15 protein-coding genes are annotated in these 16,113 nt (G+C 58.2%); 7 read left to right on the forward strand and 8 right to left on the reverse strand.

Features of this window, described 5'->3' with window-relative positions; genetic code table 11:
- Nucleotides 1-47: 47 nt before the first annotated feature.
- From KIK84_RS11825 to KIK84_RS11835, 3 genes are all read right to left on the reverse strand, one after another.
- On the reverse strand, nucleotides 48-1,826 hold the full coding sequence (locus tag KIK84_RS11825) for a nitrite/sulfite reductase (RefSeq protein WP_214123313.1): 1,779 nt from the start codon (nucleotides 1,824-1,826) through the stop codon (nucleotides 48-50).
- 72 nt (nucleotides 1,827-1,898) lie between these two features.
- Nucleotides 1,899-2,693, reverse strand: coding sequence for a sulfite exporter TauE/SafE family protein (locus tag KIK84_RS11830; protein ID WP_214123314.1), 795 nt, complete (start codon nucleotides 2,691-2,693; stop codon nucleotides 1,899-1,901).
- 61 nt (nucleotides 2,694-2,754) lie between these two features.
- Nucleotides 2,755-3,648 carry a dienelactone hydrolase family protein gene (locus tag KIK84_RS11835; protein WP_214123315.1) on the reverse strand — a complete coding sequence of 298 codons (894 nt, stop codon included), beginning with the start codon at nucleotides 3,646-3,648 and terminating at the stop codon, nucleotides 2,755-2,757.
- A 120-nt stretch (nucleotides 3,649-3,768) separates the two neighbouring features.
- On the opposite strand from KIK84_RS11835, the gene KIK84_RS11840 reads away from it, so the two are divergent.
- Complete coding sequence (locus tag KIK84_RS11840) at nucleotides 3,769-4,191, forward strand: Spy/CpxP family protein refolding chaperone (protein WP_214123316.1); 423 nt, start codon at nucleotides 3,769-3,771, stop codon at nucleotides 4,189-4,191.
- On the opposite strand, the gene KIK84_RS11845 is transcribed toward KIK84_RS11840, so the two are convergent.
- From KIK84_RS11845 to KIK84_RS11865, 5 genes are read right to left on the reverse strand one after another with little or no spacing between them, the layout of a single operon-like run.
- Nucleotides 4,180-5,232, reverse strand: a complete 1,053-nt coding sequence (locus KIK84_RS11845; protein WP_214123317.1) for a M48 family metallopeptidase — start codon at nucleotides 5,230-5,232, stop codon at nucleotides 4,180-4,182. The genes KIK84_RS11840 and KIK84_RS11845 overlap by 12 nt on opposite strands.
- 2 nt (nucleotides 5,233-5,234) lie before the next feature.
- Nucleotides 5,235-6,395 (reverse strand): YjgN family protein, encoded by a 1,161-nt coding sequence (locus KIK84_RS11850; RefSeq protein ID WP_214123318.1) that lies wholly within the window; start codon nucleotides 6,393-6,395, stop codon nucleotides 5,235-5,237.
- A 13-nt stretch (nucleotides 6,396-6,408) separates the two neighbouring features.
- Nucleotides 6,409-7,254: a 2OG-Fe(II) oxygenase family protein gene (locus tag KIK84_RS11855; RefSeq protein WP_214123319.1), complete on the reverse strand. Its 846-nt coding sequence runs from the start codon at nucleotides 7,252-7,254 to the stop codon at nucleotides 6,409-6,411.
- Between the two features lie 12 nt (nucleotides 7,255-7,266).
- Nucleotides 7,267-8,256 (reverse strand): nucleoside hydrolase, encoded by a 990-nt coding sequence (locus KIK84_RS11860; RefSeq protein ID WP_214123320.1) that lies wholly within the window; start codon nucleotides 8,254-8,256, stop codon nucleotides 7,267-7,269.
- Nucleotides 8,257-8,304: 48 nt separating this feature from the next.
- On the reverse strand, nucleotides 8,305-9,231 hold the full coding sequence (locus tag KIK84_RS11865; protein WP_214123321.1) for a ribokinase: 927 nt from the start codon (nucleotides 9,229-9,231) through the stop codon (nucleotides 8,305-8,307).
- 117 nt (nucleotides 9,232-9,348) lie between these two features.
- Between KIK84_RS11865 and KIK84_RS11870 the strand changes: the two genes are divergently transcribed.
- The 6 genes from KIK84_RS11870 (at nucleotide 9,349) to KIK84_RS11895 (ending at nucleotide 16,097) form a co-directional block, all read left to right on the forward strand.
- The gene (locus KIK84_RS11870) at nucleotides 9,349-10,320 is read left to right on the forward strand and encodes a carbohydrate kinase family protein (protein WP_214123322.1); all 972 of its coding nucleotides are present in this window, start codon (nucleotides 9,349-9,351) and stop codon (nucleotides 10,318-10,320) included.
- A 21-nt stretch (nucleotides 10,321-10,341) separates the two neighbouring features.
- Complete coding sequence (locus KIK84_RS11875; protein ID WP_214123323.1) at nucleotides 10,342-11,262, forward strand: pseudouridine-5'-phosphate glycosidase; 921 nt, start codon at nucleotides 10,342-10,344, stop codon at nucleotides 11,260-11,262.
- A gap of 143 nt (nucleotides 11,263-11,405) precedes the next feature.
- A complete protein-coding gene (locus KIK84_RS11880; protein ID WP_214123324.1) occupies nucleotides 11,406-12,362 on the forward strand; it encodes a BMP family lipoprotein in 957 nt (318 codons plus the stop codon).
- A 99-nt stretch (nucleotides 12,363-12,461) separates the two neighbouring features.
- Entirely contained in the window at nucleotides 12,462-14,024 is a 1,563-nt protein-coding gene (locus KIK84_RS11885; protein ID WP_349815928.1) for an ABC transporter ATP-binding protein, read from the forward strand.
- The gene (locus KIK84_RS11890) at nucleotides 14,021-15,136 is read left to right on the forward strand and encodes an ABC transporter permease (protein WP_214123325.1); all 1,116 of its coding nucleotides are present in this window, start codon (nucleotides 14,021-14,023) and stop codon (nucleotides 15,134-15,136) included. The genes KIK84_RS11885 and KIK84_RS11890 overlap by 4 nt, the downstream gene beginning before the upstream one ends.
- A complete protein-coding gene (locus tag KIK84_RS11895) occupies nucleotides 15,129-16,097 on the forward strand; it encodes an ABC transporter permease (protein ID WP_214123326.1) in 969 nt (322 codons plus the stop codon). The genes KIK84_RS11890 and KIK84_RS11895 overlap by 8 nt, the downstream gene beginning before the upstream one ends.
- Nucleotides 16,098-16,113 lie beyond the last annotated feature (16 nt).

Genomic DNA, 16,113 nt, shown 5'->3' on the forward strand with positions numbered 1-16,113 from the left:
TGTTGCTCATGGTCTGTACATGGTCCGTGTTCAGTCTCGTAGGGCGCTTAGGCGGTCGCCTCTTCTGCTTGGGGCAGGCGCGCGCTGTTGGCGGCGGCTTTGAAGGTGTCAAAGCCCACACGGTGCAAACAGGCGATGAAGGTTTCGCTGCCTTGGCGTTGCTCGGCAAAGGTTTCCAGCACGGCTTCGATTACGCCGGGCACTTCGACTGCGGTGAAAGAGGGGCCGACCACTTTGCCGGGCGTGGCTGCACCGCCCAAAGCAGCACCATCGGAGCCGCCCAGCGAGACTTGGTACCACTCTTTGCCGTCTTTATCCACGCCCAGCACGCCAATGTGGCCGCTGTGGTGGTGGCCGCAGGAGTTCATGCAGCCGCTGATGTGCAGGTCGATGTCACCGATGTCGTACACCTCGTCGATGTCTTGGAAGCGGTTGGTGATGGCCTCGGCAATCGGGATGGAGCGTGCATTGGCCAGCGCGCAGAAGTCGCCGCCGGGGCAGGCAATCATGTCGGTCAGCAGGCCAATGTTGGGTTGGGCCAAGCCCAAGGCGCGGGCGGCGTGCCACAGGGCCGGCAGGTCGGACTCGTGCACCCAGGGCAGCAGCAGGTTTTGGCTGTGGGTGACGCGGGCTTCGCCACCGCTGAATTGGTCTACCAAGTCGGCCGCAGCGTCCAGTTGTTCTGCTGTGGCGTCACCGGGCGCTTGGCCGGGGCGCTTGAAAGACAGGGTGACGGCGCGCAGTGCTGGGTTGCGGTGGGCGACTACGTTGCGTTCCAGCCAACGTTGGTAGGCTTTTTGCTGCTCGGCAGGAATGCTGTCTGCTACAGTTTTTGTAGCTGCGATAGCTTGTCCAGCATGGCTTGGAGGCACAAAAGATGCCCGAACGCGCTCCAGCTCGGCTTGCGGAATGGTGTGTTGGCCGCCGTCGTGCTCGACGATGGCTTGGAACTCGGCTTCTACCTCGTCGATGTAGCGCTGGCCTTCGGCCTTGACCAAAATTTTGATGCGCGCTTTGTAGGCGTTGTCGCGGCGGCCCCAGCGGTTGTAGACACGCACCACGGCTTCGAGGTAGTTCATGATCTGGTTCCAGGGCAGGAACTCGCGGATCACGGTGCCAATCACGGGGGTGCGGCCCATGCCGCCGCCCACGATGACGCGGAAACCCACTTCGCCCGCGGCGTTGCGCACCAAGTGCAGGCCGACGTCGTGCCAGTAGATGGCGGCGCGGTCTTCGGCTGCGCCGGTGATGGCGATCTTGAACTTGCGCGGCAGGAAGGCGAACTCGGGGTGCAGCGTGCTCCACTGGCGCAGGATTTCGGCGTAGGGGCGGGGATCGTCAATCTCGTCGGGGGCGATGCCAGCCAGCTCGTCGGTGGTGATGTTGCGGATGCAGTTGCCGCTGGTTTGGATGCCGTGCATGTCCACGCTGGCCAGCAAGTCCATCACATCGGCGCTCTTGACCAAAGGAATCCAGTTGAACTGCACGTTTTGGCGCGTGGTGAAGTGGCCATAGCCCACGGGCAGGTGGGTGGTGCCCCAAGTGGCTTGGGTGCTGGTGGCTTTTTCATACACCTCGGCGGTGGGCTGGTCGTACTCGCGGGCGATTTGGGCCAGCACACGCAACTGGCGGCTGGCAATTTCGCCGTAAGGCACCGCCACGCGCAGCATGGGGGCGTAGCGCTGCACGTACCAGCCGTTTTGCAGGCGCAGGGGGCGGAATTCGTCATCGCTCAGGGTGCCGGCCAGATTGCGCTCTAGCTGGTCGCGGTGCTGGGCCGCTCGTTGGCGGATGAATTGGCGGTCAAACTCGGTGTACTGGTACATGGTGCTAGGCGTCCAACGGTATGAAAACGGTCACAAAAATAGAGAAATGCGCAAAGCGAGGGCGAGAGGATACTAAAAGGCCAGCAGCTTGCTGCCAGCGTAGGCCAACAGCAGCGAGAGCAAGCCGCGAATCACACGCTCAGGCGTTTTGCCCATGAGGTGCGAGCCCACCCAAATGCCGGGGATGGAACCGGCCAGCAATTTGAGCAGCATGGGCCAGTCCACCGAACCCAAGGCCGCAGCATGGCCTGCGCCGGCCACAAAAGTGAGGGGCACGGCGTAGGCAATGTCAGCCGCCACGATGCGTGGCAGCGGCAGGCGTGGATACAAAATCATCAGCACCGTCACGCCGATGGCACCGGCACCGACGGAGGTGAGGGTTACCAGCGAGCCAATGATGGCGCCAAACAGCAGTGGCAGGCTCCAGTGGCGGGGGCGGGTGGCTTCTGACAATTGCTCGGCGGCAATGTGCTGTGGGCCGACTTTGCCGCGCAGGGCCTTGTACAGCGTAGCGGCTGCCGTGAGCAGCAGGGCGCAGCCCAAGGTGGTGGTCATGAGCTTTTGCACACCGGGTGAAGCTGCGCCAAAGTGGTGCAATGCCCACAGTGTGAGCGCTGCGGCAGGAATGCTGCCAGCCGACAGGTTGAGCACCACGCGCCAGTCCACCGCCTTGCTACGCATGAATTTGGCTGTGCCGCTGAGTTTGGTGAAGGCGGCAAACAGCAAGTCGGTGCCTACCGCCAAGTGCGGCTTGATGCCGAAAAAGAATATCAGGATGGGTGTCATGAGTGAACCGCCACCCACGCCAGTCAGGCCGACGATGGTGCCCACCAGAAACCCTGCGAATACAAAGGCCAAATCTTGCATGGCCCGCACTGTAGGGTTATTTGCTTAGATCGAAAACGAATTTTTGGCTATGCAGGTATGCCTAACGGGAATATAAAAACTCCTGCAAGAAAGCCAAGGTCCGTGCTTGCGCATCTGCGCGGGCTTGAGGGTTGGGGGCGATGGTGGTGCCTTGCCCGGGATTCACGCCATTGGGTACGTCAGTGCGCAAGCGTTTGGCTGTAAGGGTGGGATTGTCAAAGTCGTGGTAGGTGTCGGGGTAGGTCACGATCTGCATGGGCGCGCCATGGCTTTGGGCGGTGTGCGTGAGTGCGATGCACGGGGCTGCGGGCGTCCAGTCGTCGGCTTGCCCTATAAAGATATGCAGCGGCGCGTAAGGCATAAAGCTGTCGGCCTTGCGGTTGCGGGCGGTGCAGCCGGGGTAAAAGGCTACGGCGGCTTGGAATCCTGCCACCCCTTGGGGTTTGTGGCGAATTGCATCCAGCGTGACACCGGCACCGTTAGACCATCCCATCAGTCCAATGTGCTGGGTGTCGATGCCGGGCTGCTGGCGCAGGTACTGCAGGGCAGCGTAGGCGTCGCCCACGCGGTCGGCTTCTTTCAGGGTGCGCTTGGCCAAGGCAGTGGTGCAAATTTCACGCAGGCCGCGGGGGCCAAAACTATCTACCAACAAAGCGGCGTAGCCGTGCTGGGCGAGCAGTTGCCCCCACATGGCAAAGCGGGTGCTCACTTTGCCTTGGCTGGTATAGGCACCACCGCAACCGTGCAGCATGACAACCGCTGGTATGGGGGGCGTGCTGGCGTCATGGTTATCGGGCCAGTACAGGGTGCCGCGCAAAGCTTGCGGTGCAGATGACAGCGGGGCACTGGCAATTTGCACTGAGTGGCTCAGTGGCTCGGCCATTGCCGTGATGCTGCATAGCCACAGCCAAAGGGTCCAATGCACGCAGCGCAGTAAGGTGAAAGACGAGGGCATGGGCAGTGGTGTGGGGAGATTGAGGAAAAAGTTTTACAGAGCTTAACGCCCAACGGCAGAACTTTCGCATCGCATTGGATTTCCAACGCAGTGTGTTCAACACTGTCAGGAGTTCACACCATGGGTATTAAACATTTGACTATCGCCCTTTTGGGCGCTGCAGCATTGCAATACAGCTGGGCCGCTACCGAGCCCCAAGCAGCTCCCCAAGCCCGCCACGAAGCGCCGTGGGTCAAGATGGAGTCACATCTCAACCTCAATGACCAGCAAAAACAAGCCTTTGCTGAGATGCTGCAAACCATGCGCCAGCACAGCCGTCCCGACCGCGTGGCGTTGGAAAAAATGACCACGCCCGAGCGCATGGCCAAAATGCATGCGGCCATGGCTGAGCATGCCCAAAAGCAACAAGCTGCGGTAGAGAAGTTTTACAGCTTACTCGATGAGCCGCAAAAGAAAGCCTTTGACCAAGCCAGTTGGCGCATTTTCTCGCGCCATCACGACCGCATGGAGCACAAACGCCCTGCAGAACCGTCACATAGCTGATTGGCGGAAGAAGGCGATGCGCTCGGCATCGCTGGGGTGTGAGGAAAATGCAAGCCCCAGCCAAGCCATTTGTTGTTCGCGTTCAGGTTTGGCTGCCGCCAGTGCTTCAAACATTTGCACCATCAGCAAGGGGGAGCGGCCCCCTTGCCGAAGCAGGTCTACGGCATAAGCATCGGCCTCACGCTCTGCGCTGCGCGAATAATGGGCTTGACCCATTAAGACAGGGACTGCTGCAACCAAACTGCTGAAGTCGCCAAGTAGCAAGCTGCCAATAGCACCTATCGCGGTGGCTTGCACCACCATGCGCAGGCCGTGGTGGTGGTGCACATGGCCTAGCTCATGGGCCAGAACGGCCGAGAGTATGGGGGGATTGGTTTGAACCAGCTCCACCATGGCGTCGGTCACGATGATGGTGCCATCGGGCAGGGCCAATGCATTGGGCCCCATATCACTGCTGTAAAAGCGCAGCTTCCACGCCGGGCGCTGGGCCGCTGGCAAGGCTTGCACCAAGCGGCCAAAGTCTTCTTCTATGCGTGCTTGCACAGTGGTGTCGATTTGACTGGGCTGCAGCAAACTGTTTTCCAGCGCAGCCAAGGTGTGCTCCCCCAAGGCTTTTTCCAATTCGGGCGGTGCCCATGCCGCTACGGCTTGGGCGAACAGGGGAATGCCCCATTGGTAGAGGCCTGCACCCAGTAAAAACAGGACTATTGCGCATGCGCTTACCCAATGCCAGCTGGCGATCAAACGCTGTGGCAAGGTTTCGCGTGCTTGGAGGTGTGCTTGGCTCCAAGCGTCCCAAGCAACGGCATCAGCGCACTGTAGCTGCCCGCCTTGTGGCAGCTCCGCGCATCGGGTGTGCTGACCTGAGCGCTCTGGCCAGCCTATTTGGTGGACTGGGTAGTGTAAGGACAGGTTTTCACCCACGATGTGCAGGGTTTGTTCCGCCCGCTGTCCTTGTAAATGGATACGCACTGCGTGGGGTTTGGCGTGTAAACCATCGAAATATTGGGCAGGTAGCGAGGCGGGGGCACTTGCTTGCATGGCTACAAACCGATGTCTATGCCAAAAAAGTCTCCGGCAGCCTCGCCCGTGGCTTCGCGGCTGTACGCCATGGAAGATCCCACCAGCAAATCTGGACTTTGGCGTGTTTTGACCGTGACGGCTTCTAGGCGCAAACGGGCGGTTTGGACTGCAGCAAAAGGCCAGTAAAAACCGACGGTGATCAGAACCAATAACCAGTTTTTCATGGTCAGCAGCACCAAGTCTTTGGGGGCTAGCGCACTGATGAAGCGGATCTCATGGTTGCCAGTTTCAGTCCAAACCACGTTTTGTAGTCGGGCTGTGGTGTAAGGCTTGGCTACCAAAAATACTGCAGCTACGCCAGCGACAACCACCAAAAAGCCTGCAATCGCATGAATGCCTTGGCCTGTCATTTGGGGCACCCAATAGCCGACTGCTATACCCACGGCCACGGCCAATACCAGTAGCAAGAACAGCCGCAGTAACAAGCCGTAGAAGGTGCGTGGCCGTGCGCGAAAACTGGTCTCCAGTGGGCCTAGGGCGTAGTGGCTGTGCTGGTAGTGCTTGAGCTTCCAAAACATCCATGGAGACGCTAAAAAACTGATGAGGACGATCAAGCCGGGCAATGCGCCTAGCCAAGCGGGGGTGTCGTTTTCTGGGCCATCCATCAGTGGTGACAAAGAAACGATGAGCAATGGCAGCACCATAGGCAGTGCGGCGCGGTAAGCATCTGCCAGTGAGCCGCTAAAGCGCAAGCGTATGCCGCGCCATGAGGTGTTGGCGAGGCGAAACTGCATCGCCGAGCGCAGCAATGCAGGCCCTAAAAAACACAGCACGCCAAAAGCAAATAGTCCCGCCACCAAAGAAAATTCACTGGCGACCGAATAGAGTGTGAACAAAATGCCCATCAGCATTTGGCCGCGGAACATTTTGCGCGCATCACCATGGAAGCTCAGCGGGTGGTTGCCCACCATGGTGTGGCCCCAGAAGTAACGCATCTTGCGCGCCTTGGCCCAAGGGTAGTACAGCCCCAGCGTCACCGCGATGAGCAGCAGATTCACCAGCCAGATGCGAAAGTATTCACTGCCAGTGCCTGTAAAGCGTATGGGCATGAATGTATGCCGTACGGGCTGGTGCAGCAAAGGGCTGGGGATGTCGTCTTGTGTTTCTGCGGTGGGGGGCATGAATGGCCTTTGCTCAGTACTTCTTTCCGCGCAATTCTTCCATGCGTTCGTTGAAGTACTGGCCTACGGTGTAGCGTTCGCTGAGTACCACTTCACGGCGTGGATGCAAAAACAGTGGCAAGGAGATGCGTGATTTCTTGGCCGCCTCGCCAGTGGGGTTGAGCACGCGGTGCACGGTGCTGGGGTAGTAGTTGCCACTGGCTTCGGCCAGCATGTCACCGATGTTGATGATCAAGAGGCCAAAATCGCAGGGCACGTCGTGCCACGCGTTGTCTTTGCCGAGCACTTGCAGGCCTGGCTCGGTGGCGGCGGGCAAGATAGTTAAGAGGTTGATGTCGCCATGGGCCGCAGCGCGCAGCGCGCCGGGTTCTTCATCGCCATGCAAAGGGGGGTAGTGCAGTACACGCAGCAGAGTTTCTTGGCAGCCTTCAATCATGGCTGGCAAAGGCATGGAGTAGCGAGCTTTGACTTCGGCGGGCGAGTATTCCTCCACCCAACCGAGCAACTGCTGGGCAAGGCCAGATGCCTGTGCGTAATAGCGTTGCGCGGCATCACTGACTTCGCTGGGGTAGCGGCCCCAAGGGTAGATGTGGAAGAACTCTTTGATGTCTTTTTTGGCGTGGTTCTTCGCTGTTTCAGATACGGCTGGTGAGAAGTAGCCATCGTGTTTGTCCGCATCGTGGGGGTAGCGGTGTTTAGCCTCTGACTGGAAAAAGGCCAGCCACTCGGCGTAAATGCCCTCGACCATGGATTGATCGAGTGGATGGTTTTTGAGCACACCAAACCCCGTTTCGTGCAGGCTTTGGCAAAACTGGGCGGCAGCATCTGGGCTGCGGTAGTCAACAACTGGCAAGTGCATGTCTAACTCCTGTTATTTTTTCAACCAAGGCAACATCAAGGTGGATTCGATGAGGGTGCGTGCGGCATCGGCTTGGACTTGCAAGCACACGGTCGTATCGGGTACATCGTCCCCCCAACCTGCTTGCGGGTAGGGAATGGCACGGCGGCGCATCATGGTCTGGCCATTGCCAGCGCCGTCCAGCGCCACGCGGATGCGGCCGTCTTGGGTTTGGAACAGTTCGGGGTTGGTCAGAGCCACAAAGGCCAGTACGTCGTGGCCAAAGCAGCCATGCTCGCGGGCTACGTGGCTGTACAGACCGCTGTAGAAATCGGAGTAAAAGTTGACCGCGTGCAGCAGCGTGTCGGTGGCGATGTGGCGGTGGTGCTCTGCCAGTTTTTTGAAGATGGCTGAAGGCAGCACCAGTTGGTGCGTCACATCCAAGCCCACCATGGTCAGTTTCCAACCTGCGGTAAACACAAAGTCGGCCGAGTGGGGGTCATTCCAAATATTGGCTTCTGCCACTGGGGAGACGTTGCCGGGCTCCAGTACGGTACCGCCCATGATGATGACTTCTTGCAGCAGTTGGGGCAGTTGGGGTTCGAGCTTGAGCGCGGTGGCCAAGTTGCCCAGTGGGCCTACGGCCACCAGCGTGATCTCCCCCGGGTGGGCACGGGCCATGTCCACAATGAACTGGGCCGAAGGACGGGGGTCTAGTTTGGATTGGGTGGGTACACGGCTGGGCAGGTTGCCTAAACCGTCAGCACCGTGGATGAAGGCCGGCGGCTCACCGGGGGCTTTGAGCCAAGGGGTCTTCACGCCTTGCGTGACGGGAATGTGAAAGCCAGCAATTTCGGTCAGGTACAGGCCGTTGATGGCGGCTTGTTCTACGGTGACATTGCCAAAAGTGGTGGTCAAACCCACCACGTCAATGCCGGGGTGTGCCAGCGCGAAGTACAGCGCCATGGCGTCGTCAACGCCGGGATCAGTGTCGAAAATGACTTTGCGGGGTTTGTTGCTCATGGCGATTGCTTTCGTAGCGGTTTTCAAAGAAATAAATGGGTTTTGTACTCACAAGCCGCAGTAGTGGCGCAGGGCTTGAGAATTTTCTGCTGACAGGGTGGGGGCGGTGGTCACCAAAGTTTGGACTTGGGCTTGTGTGGGGATACTGGATTGGGCGCCTGCTACTGTGCAGGCCAAGGCCCCAGCGGCGCTGGCGTTTAGCAAGGCCTGTGCCATGTCCAAGCCTTGGCTCAGGCTGGCCACCAAGGTGCCGCAAAAGGTATCGCCAGCCCCCGTGGTATCGACTGGTTTGATGGGAAAAGCGCTTTGCACCACGAATTGATCGCCCATACGGGCGCAGCAGCCGCGCCCACCCAAGGTCACCACCACGGTGGGGACGTGGAGGCGTTGCAAGCACTCGGCAATGCTGCCTTGGTGCTGGGCTACAGCGGCCAACTCGCCTTCATTGACGACCAAGATGTCCACCAGCTCCAACAATGCGCTGGGTAGGCTTTGTGCGGGTGCTGCGTTGAGCACCACGGTAACGCCTTGTTGGCGCGCTTGGGCGGCATAGGCCTGTACGGTGGCCAGCGGCGTTTCCAGTTGCATCAGCAAATGGCTGTAACCCTTGAGCGAGGGCAGGTGCTGGGGAGCTAGTTCGGCATTGGCGCCGGGGGCTACGGTGATGGCGTTTTCACCGTCATCGGATACACAGATGAAGGCGGTGCCAGTGGCCGCCTGGGTACGCACAATGTGCTGCACCACACCGGCTTGGGTGAGTGATTGCTCCAGCGGTGTGGCAAAGCTGTCTTGCCCCAAGCCCAATAGCATGTGGGTGCTGGCCGCTCCTGCCCGTGCTGCCGCAACGGCCTGGTTGGCTCCTTTGCCGCCGGGGTAGGTGGTGAATGATTGACCCAGCACCGTTTCGCCGGGTTGGGGAATGTGCGATGCCCGCACGACAAAGTCCAAATTGGCAGAGCCTGCAACCAGTATCATTCTGAGGGTTTGACCAATTGGTCAATTTTTTAACAGACAAGCGCGTATTGTGACGCTGTTTGTGCCCCTAACGGGGCTCTTCTTGGCACCACTACAAGGCTTGGCCTTTATTTTTGCATGCTTGCTACCTCGCTTGCCTCGACACCCGGTTCCAACGCTGTTGCCACCCCTGTGGTGTTGGTCGTGGGGGGGATAAATTTGGATATTTCGGCTTTTGCAGCTGTGCCTTTGCGTGCGGGAGATTCTGTGCCCGGCCAAGTGCGCTACGCGCCTGGTGGGGTGGGGCGCAATGTGGCTGAAAATTTGGTTCGCTTGGGGGCTGCGGTCGCCTTGGTTTCTGCGGTAGGGCAGGATGCATGGGGGCAGCAACTGCTCTCCCATGCGCGTGAGTTGGGTATCGATGTGCAGGGCATCCAAACCCCTCAAGGGCAGCGCACGGCTACCTATGTGTGCACCTTGGACGAGCATGGCGAGGTCTTGGCGGCTGTGAATGACATGGCGGTGCTCGATAGTTTGGATACGGAAGGAGTGCTCCAGCGTTTGCGCGATGTGCCGGCCCATGCGGCAGTGGTGCTCGATTGCAATTTGCAGGCGCAACTGCTGCACAGATTGGTGCGCCAATGTGGAGGCACTGTGCGGTGCATGGTCGATGGTGTGTCAGTGCACAAATGCCAGCGCGTGCTGCCGGTGCTGGAGCAGGTGCACACACTCAAGCTCAATGGCATGGAGGCTCAAGCCCTGACGGGCGCGAGCGTACAGACTGTGGAGCAAGCCCAAGAGGCAGTGCGAGCATTGTTGGCGCGTGGCGTGCAGCGCGTCGTCATTACGCTGGGAGCTGTTGGTGTGGTGTGGGGCACGGCTGAACAAGTGGTGCTGGAGCCTGCGCAGCCAGTGCAGGTGCTGAGTGCAACGGGCGCTGGTGACGCGTTGTTGGCCGGATTGGTGTTTGCCGATGGTTGCGGATGGAGCACGCGCGAGGCCGTGCGCTACGGCATGGCGTGTGCAGCCATCACATTGGAATGCGCGCAAGCCAACGACCCGCATCTGAACCACGCGCAGGTGCTGCAACGCATGGCTGTCAATCACTAAAAACCAAGTAAGGAATCCATCATGGAACGCAACCCATTTTTAGATGTCGCACCCGAGGTGCAAGCTGCTTTGACTGCTGGCAAGCCTGTGGTGGCGCTTGAATCCACCATCATTTCGCATGGCATGCCGTACCCGCAGAACGTGCAAACGGCATTGCAGGTCGAGGCGGAAGTGCGTGCCCATGGGGCTGTACCTGCCACCATCGCCATTGCCAATGGCCGCTTAAAGGCAGGCTTGAGCACGCAAGAAATTGAGACCTTGGGCCAAGCAGGGCGTTCGGTGGTCAAGGTCAGTCGTCGTGACATACCGTTTGTGCTGGCGTCCAAAGCGCTGGGGGCTACCACGGTGGCATCGACCATGATAGTAGCCCACATGGCAGGCATTCGCCTCTTTGCCACTGGTGGCATTGGCGGCGTGCACCGAGGAGCAGAGACCAGTTTTGATGTGTCTGCCGACTTGCAGGAATTGGCCAAAACGCCAGTGGCGGTGGTGTGTGCTGGGGCTAAGTCGATTTTGGACTTGCGTCTGACCTTGGAGTATCTGGAAACCCATGGCGTGGCAGTGGTGGGTTACCAAACCGATGCGCTGCCCGCCTTTTTTACCCGCGAGAGCGATTTCAAGGTGGACTATCGGCTCGATACCCCAGCGGCCATAGCGCAGGTTTTGTCTACCAAGTGGTCTGCAGGCTTGGCTGGTGGCATGGTGATTGCTAACCCTATCCCTCAGGCCTATGCCATGCCCAAGGCGGCTATCGATGCAGCCATTGAGCAGGCGTTGGCAGAGGCGCAAGCGCAAGGCATTGGTGGGAAAGAGTCCACGCCCTTTTTGTTGGCTAGGGTATGCGAGATAACCGGCGGGGATAGCTTGGCATCCAATATCCAGCTCGTACTCAACAATGCCCGCTTGGCTGCTGCTGTAGGACTTAGTTTGAGTCAGTGCTGAACTTTATATGCGTAGACTTATAGATACAGGGCCCGAATGGCAGAAGCTAGCTGGGTTTTGTAATAAGCTGCGCGCACTTCGTTTTATCAACCTGGAGTAACCCATCCATGACCATGCAATTCTCGAAAAAAATGACTGCCAAAATGACCGTTCTGGTTGCCGCCTTGGGCGCCAGTTTTGCTGCCATGGCAGAGCCCGCTGTTGTGTTTGACATGGGCGGTAAGTTCGACAAGTCCTTCAACGAAGCGGCTTACAACGGTATCGAGAAGTGGAAGAAAGAGACAGGCAAAAGCTACCTGTCTTTCGAAGTGACCAACGAATCCCAGCGCGAACAAGCCGTTCGCCGCATGGCCGAAAAGGGTGCTAGCCCCATCATCAGCATTGGCTTTGCCCAAGCCTCTGCCATTGAAAAAGTAGCCAAAGAGTTTCCTAAGCTGCAATTTGCCATTATTGACATGGTGGTGGATCTGCCCAACGTGCAGTCTGTGGTGTTCAAGGAGCAAGAAGGCAGCTTCTTGGTCGGTGCTATGGCCGCTATGGCCAGCAAAACCGGCAAGGTCGGCTTTGTCGGCGGTATGGATATTCCGCTGATCCGCAAGTTTGAGTGCGGTTACAAACAAGGCGCTATGTACATCAATCCCAAAGCACAAGAGATTGGCAACATGACAGGCACTACAGGTTCCGCTTGGAACGATCCAGGCCGCGGTGCTGAACTGGCAAAAGCCCAGTTTGCGCAAGGCGTGGATGTGGTGTTTGCCGCTGCCGGTGGCACTGGTATCGGTGTGTACCAAGCCGCTAAGGACAATGGCAAGTTGGCCATCGGTGTCGATAGCAACCAAAACCACCTGCATCCCGGCACTATGCTCACTTCTATGCTCAAGCGCGTGGATGTGGCTGTGTACAACGTCGCCAAGCAAGTGCAACCAGGCGTGACCGTGCTGGGTCTCAAAGAAGGTGGCGTGGACTATGCAGTGGATGAAAACAACGCCAAGCTGGTGACTGCCGATATGAAGAAAAAGTTGGAAGCAGCGAAGAAGGACATCATCAGCGGCAAGATCAAAGTGGCTGATTACATGGCCGACAACGCTTGCAAGTTCTAATTTGACAGCGTAATTGCAAGGCTTTGAGCCAAGCCCGCGGTGTACAGCAATGTGCCCGTGGGCTTTTCCTATTAGGCCAGTCTTGCCAAGGAGTGAAATGTGAGTGTGCAAAGCGTGCCTGCCGGCGTGGCCCCCCAATGGGCTGTGCACATGCAGGGCATACACAAGCGGTTTGGTGCAGTGGCGGCCAATGTGGATGTACACCTGCGGGTTGCACCGGGTACGGTGCATGGCATCGTGGGCGAGAACGGGGCGGGCAAAAGCACGCTCATGTCCATCCTGTATGGTTTTTATCAAGCGGATCAAGGCAGCATTGCGATTGCGGGAAAACCGGTTCAAATTCGCAACGCTGATGACGCCATTGCCGCTGGCGTGGGGATGGTGCACCAGCATTTCATGCTGGTCGATACCTTGACTGCGCTTGAAAACGTGATGTTGGGTGGTGAGCCGCACTGGTCCTTGCGCAAAGCGGGCGCACAGGTGCGCCAGCAGTTGGAACAGTTGATGGCATCGACAGGACTGCGCGTCAAGCTCGATGCTTTGGTGGCTGATTTGCCTGTGGGTGATCGCCAACGCTTGGAAATTTTGAAAACCCTTTATCGGGGGGCCAAAGTATTGGTGCTCGATGAGCCCACGGCAGTGCTGACACCCCAAGAAACGGAACAATTGTTTGAAGTGCTGCGTGTTCTGCGCCAGCAGGGCACGACTATTTTGCTCATTACCCACAAACTCAAGGAAGTGATGAGTTTGTGCGACCACGTGACGGTGATGCGCTCCGGGCGTGTGGTGGCAGAAATGCCGATTGCCGACACTTCGGTCGAAGTATTGGCCGAGGCCATGGTAGGCCGCAAAGTGCGTATGGGGCGTGGCGATGAAGCCGCCCAAGAACCAGGTGCCGTGCTGCTTCAAGCCCAAAGCCTGACCGTGCGTGACAAGTTGGGCGTGGAGCGCCTGCAGCAAGTAGGGTTGACTTTGCGTGCTGGTGAGATCGTGGGTGTTGCAGGTGTGTCTGGCAACGGTCAAAGCGAGTTGTTGGATGTGCTGTCCGGCTTGGTCGCGCCTGATGAGGGGCGACTGGAGTTGCTGGGGCAGACTTTTGACCGCAGTGCTGCCAAGGCTTGGTTGGATCCCCATCAAGCCCGTACTTTGGGCTTGGCCCATGTGCCTGAAGACCGGCATGCACGCGCAATGGTGATGAGTTTTGCCGCTTGGGAGTCCGCAGTGCTGGGGTATGAAGATTTACCCAGCTACAGCACGGCAGGATGGATGAAGCACGGTGCTATGCGCCAAGCTACCAGCACCCTGATGGAGCGCTTTGACGTGCGGCCCCGCAACCCTGAGTTGCGCAGCAGCAAGTTTTCTGGCGGTAACCAGCAGAAATTGGTGTTGGCCCGTGAAATCGGCCAGGCCCCGAAGGTGTTGCTGGTGGGTCAGCCCACGCGCGGGGTGGACATTGGGGCCATTGAGTTCATCTACGCTCAATTGCGGGCTATGCGCGATGCTGGTTGCGCAGTGTTGGTGGTGTCCAGTGAATTGGATGAAATATTGGCTTTGTCAGACCGGGTGTTGGTGATGAACCAAGGACGTATAGCAGGTGAATTGGCTATTGCTGATTGCAACGAGGCCAGCTTGGGCCTTTTGATGACTGGAGGAGGGGTATGAGCAACAAATACCCGTTGCCGCGTTGGGCGGATGTGGTGTTGCTGCCCATCGTGTGTTTGCTGGTGGCCTTGGCCGCAGCAGGTGTGGTGGTGTATCTGGTGGGGCAAAACCCATGGCAAGTGATCAGCGTATTGCTTGATGGCGCCTTTGGCTCGCAGCGCGGCATTGGCTATACCTTGTACTACGCCACGACCTTTATCTTTACCGGTTTGGCCGTTGCAGTGGCTTTCCATGGTGGTTTGTTCAATATTGGTGGGGAAGGGCAAGCGGTGCTGGGTGGTTTGGGCGTGGGTTTGGTGGCGCTGTGGTGGTCGGCCGCTTTGCCTGTGTGGCTCATGCTGCCCCTCATGCTGCTGGCTGGCGCTGTCTTTGGCGCTGCATGGGCCATTGTTCCGGCCTATTTGCAGGCTTACCGGGGTAGCCATGTGGTGATTACCACCATCATGTTCAACTTCATCGCCAGTAGTGTGTTGGTGTACCTCATGGTCAACCACATTCGCCCAGCTGGCTCCATGGCGGTGGAGAGTGCGCCCTTTGCGGCATCGGCCCATTTGCCAACCGTGCAAGCGGCGTTGTCTGCTGTCGGGATTGACTGGGCTGCATCCCCGCTGAATCTGAGCCTGCTAATTGCTTTGCTGGCCTGTGTGTTGGTGTATTTTTTCTTGTGGCGTACCCGTGCTGGTTACCGTGTGCGGGCAGTGGGATCAAGTGTCACTGCGGCAGAGTACGCAGGGATTAATTCTCGCCATTACATCGTGTTGGCCATGGCTATTTCTGGTGCGTTGGCGGGCATGGTGGGCATGAACGAAATCGCAGGGGTCAATGGCAAGCTGATGCTGGAGTTTGTCAATGGCGCTGGGTTTACCGGGATCGCCGTGGCGCTTATGGGGCGCAATCACCCGGTTGGTATCGTCTTTGCCAGTGTGTTGTTCGGTGCTTTGTTCCAAGGGGGCGCAGAGGTGGCGTTCGATGTACCCGGTTTTAGCCGCGACATGGTCGTTATGCTGCAAGGCTTTATCGTGCTGTTTTCGGGGGCCATGACTTATGTGATTGCTCCGCGTTTGGGCTGGATTTTGGCTCGTGTGTTCAAACTGGAGGTGCGCCATGGATGAGGCATTGTTGGCGTCCATGCTGGCCTCAACCTTGCGCATGGCCACGCCACTGATTTTGTGCGCTTTGGCGGGATTGTGGGCGGAGCGCTCTGGTGTGGTGGATATTGGCTTAGAGGGCAAGATGTTGGCCGCCGCTTTTGCCGCGGGTGCCATTGGCGCGCTGTATCCGACTACTTGGGTCGCGGTAGTGGTGGCCATGGCGGTAGCGGTGTTGATGTCGTGGCTGCATGGCTTAGCCTGCGTGAGCCACGGCGGTGATCAAGTGGTTTCTGGTGTTGCCCTCAATATCATTGCGCCGGGTCTTACAGCGGTGGTGGGTATTGCCTTGTTTGCCCAAGGTGGACAAACCCCTCCGGTGAGTGATGCAGTGCGCATCCAAGCCTTGTGGCCGAGCATGGTTGATGCCTTGCAGGGTGTGCCCGTGCTGGGTGCCGTGCTGGGGCAAGGTCTGCTCAGTCACAACATACTGGTCTACGTGGCATTGGCATTGGTGCCAGTGTCTTGGTGGTTGCTGTTTCGCACGCGCTTTGGTCTGCGCTTGCGTGCGGTGGGCGAAAACCCCCAAATGGTGGAAGCTGCAGGTGTGTCGGTCAAAGGTTTGCGCTACACAGCCTTGACCATGAATGGGTTGTTGTGTGGTTTGGCTGGTAGCTATATGGTCTTGGCACAAAATGCCAATTTCACTCCGAACATGACAGCAGGTCGTGGCTTTATGGCGTTGGCGGCGCTGATCTTTGGGCGTTGGCATCCGGTGGGGGCGTTTTTGGCTTGCTTGCTTTTTGGTTTTTTGGATGCTGCAGCAATTCGCTTGCAAGGCGTGCATTTGCCGGGTATCGGAGAGGTACCAGTGCAATTCATTCAGGCTTTGCCCTATGTACTCACAGTGGTATTACTGGCAGGATTTATAGGCAAGGCGATAGCTCCTGCTGCATTGGGGCAGCCTTACTCGAAAGAACGATAACTGGCGGCTATGGGAA

Origin of the sequence: Curvibacter sp. CHRR-16 (genome assembly GCF_018474005.1) — a bacterium.
Taxonomy (GTDB): Bacteria; Pseudomonadota; Gammaproteobacteria; order Burkholderiales; family Burkholderiaceae_C; genus Allorhodoferax.

What these genes read in the sequence shown, in the direction of transcription:
- KIK84_RS11895 (WP_214123326.1), top strand. Translation starts at nt 15,129, where the DNA reads ATGGATGAGGCATTGTTGGCGTCCATGCTGGCCTCAACCTTGCGCATG.
- KIK84_RS11825 (WP_214123313.1), bottom strand. Translation starts at nt 1,826, where the DNA reads ATGTACCAGTACACCGAGTTTGACCGCCAATTCATCCGCCAACGAGCG.
- KIK84_RS11875 (WP_214123323.1), top strand. Translation starts at nt 10,342, where the DNA reads ATGGAACGCAACCCATTTTTAGATGTCGCACCCGAGGTGCAAGCTGCT.
- KIK84_RS11840 (WP_214123316.1), top strand. Translation starts at nt 3,769, where the DNA reads ATGGGTATTAAACATTTGACTATCGCCCTTTTGGGCGCTGCAGCATTG.
- KIK84_RS11845 (WP_214123317.1), bottom strand. Translation starts at nt 5,232, where the DNA reads ATGCAAGCAAGTGCCCCCGCCTCGCTACCTGCCCAATATTTCGATGGT.
- KIK84_RS11860 (WP_214123320.1), bottom strand. Translation starts at nt 8,256, where the DNA reads ATGAGCAACAAACCCCGCAAAGTCATTTTCGACACTGATCCCGGCGTT.
- KIK84_RS11855 (WP_214123319.1), bottom strand. Translation starts at nt 7,254, where the DNA reads ATGCACTTGCCAGTTGTTGACTACCGCAGCCCAGATGCTGCCGCCCAG.
- KIK84_RS11865 (WP_214123321.1), bottom strand. Translation starts at nt 9,231, where the DNA reads ATGATACTGGTTGCAGGCTCTGCCAATTTGGACTTTGTCGTGCGGGCA.
- KIK84_RS11850 (WP_214123318.1), bottom strand. Translation starts at nt 6,395, where the DNA reads ATGCCCCCCACCGCAGAAACACAAGACGACATCCCCAGCCCTTTGCTG.
- KIK84_RS11890 (WP_214123325.1), top strand. Translation starts at nt 14,021, where the DNA reads ATGAGCAACAAATACCCGTTGCCGCGTTGGGCGGATGTGGTGTTGCTG.
- KIK84_RS11880 (WP_214123324.1), top strand. Translation starts at nt 11,406, where the DNA reads ATGACCGTTCTGGTTGCCGCCTTGGGCGCCAGTTTTGCTGCCATGGCA.
- KIK84_RS11835 (WP_214123315.1), bottom strand. Translation starts at nt 3,648, where the DNA reads ATGCCCTCGTCTTTCACCTTACTGCGCTGCGTGCATTGGACCCTTTGG.
- KIK84_RS11870 (WP_214123322.1), top strand. Translation starts at nt 9,349, where the DNA reads ATGCTTGCTACCTCGCTTGCCTCGACACCCGGTTCCAACGCTGTTGCC.
- KIK84_RS11830 (WP_214123314.1), bottom strand. Translation starts at nt 2,693, where the DNA reads ATGCAAGATTTGGCCTTTGTATTCGCAGGGTTTCTGGTGGGCACCATC.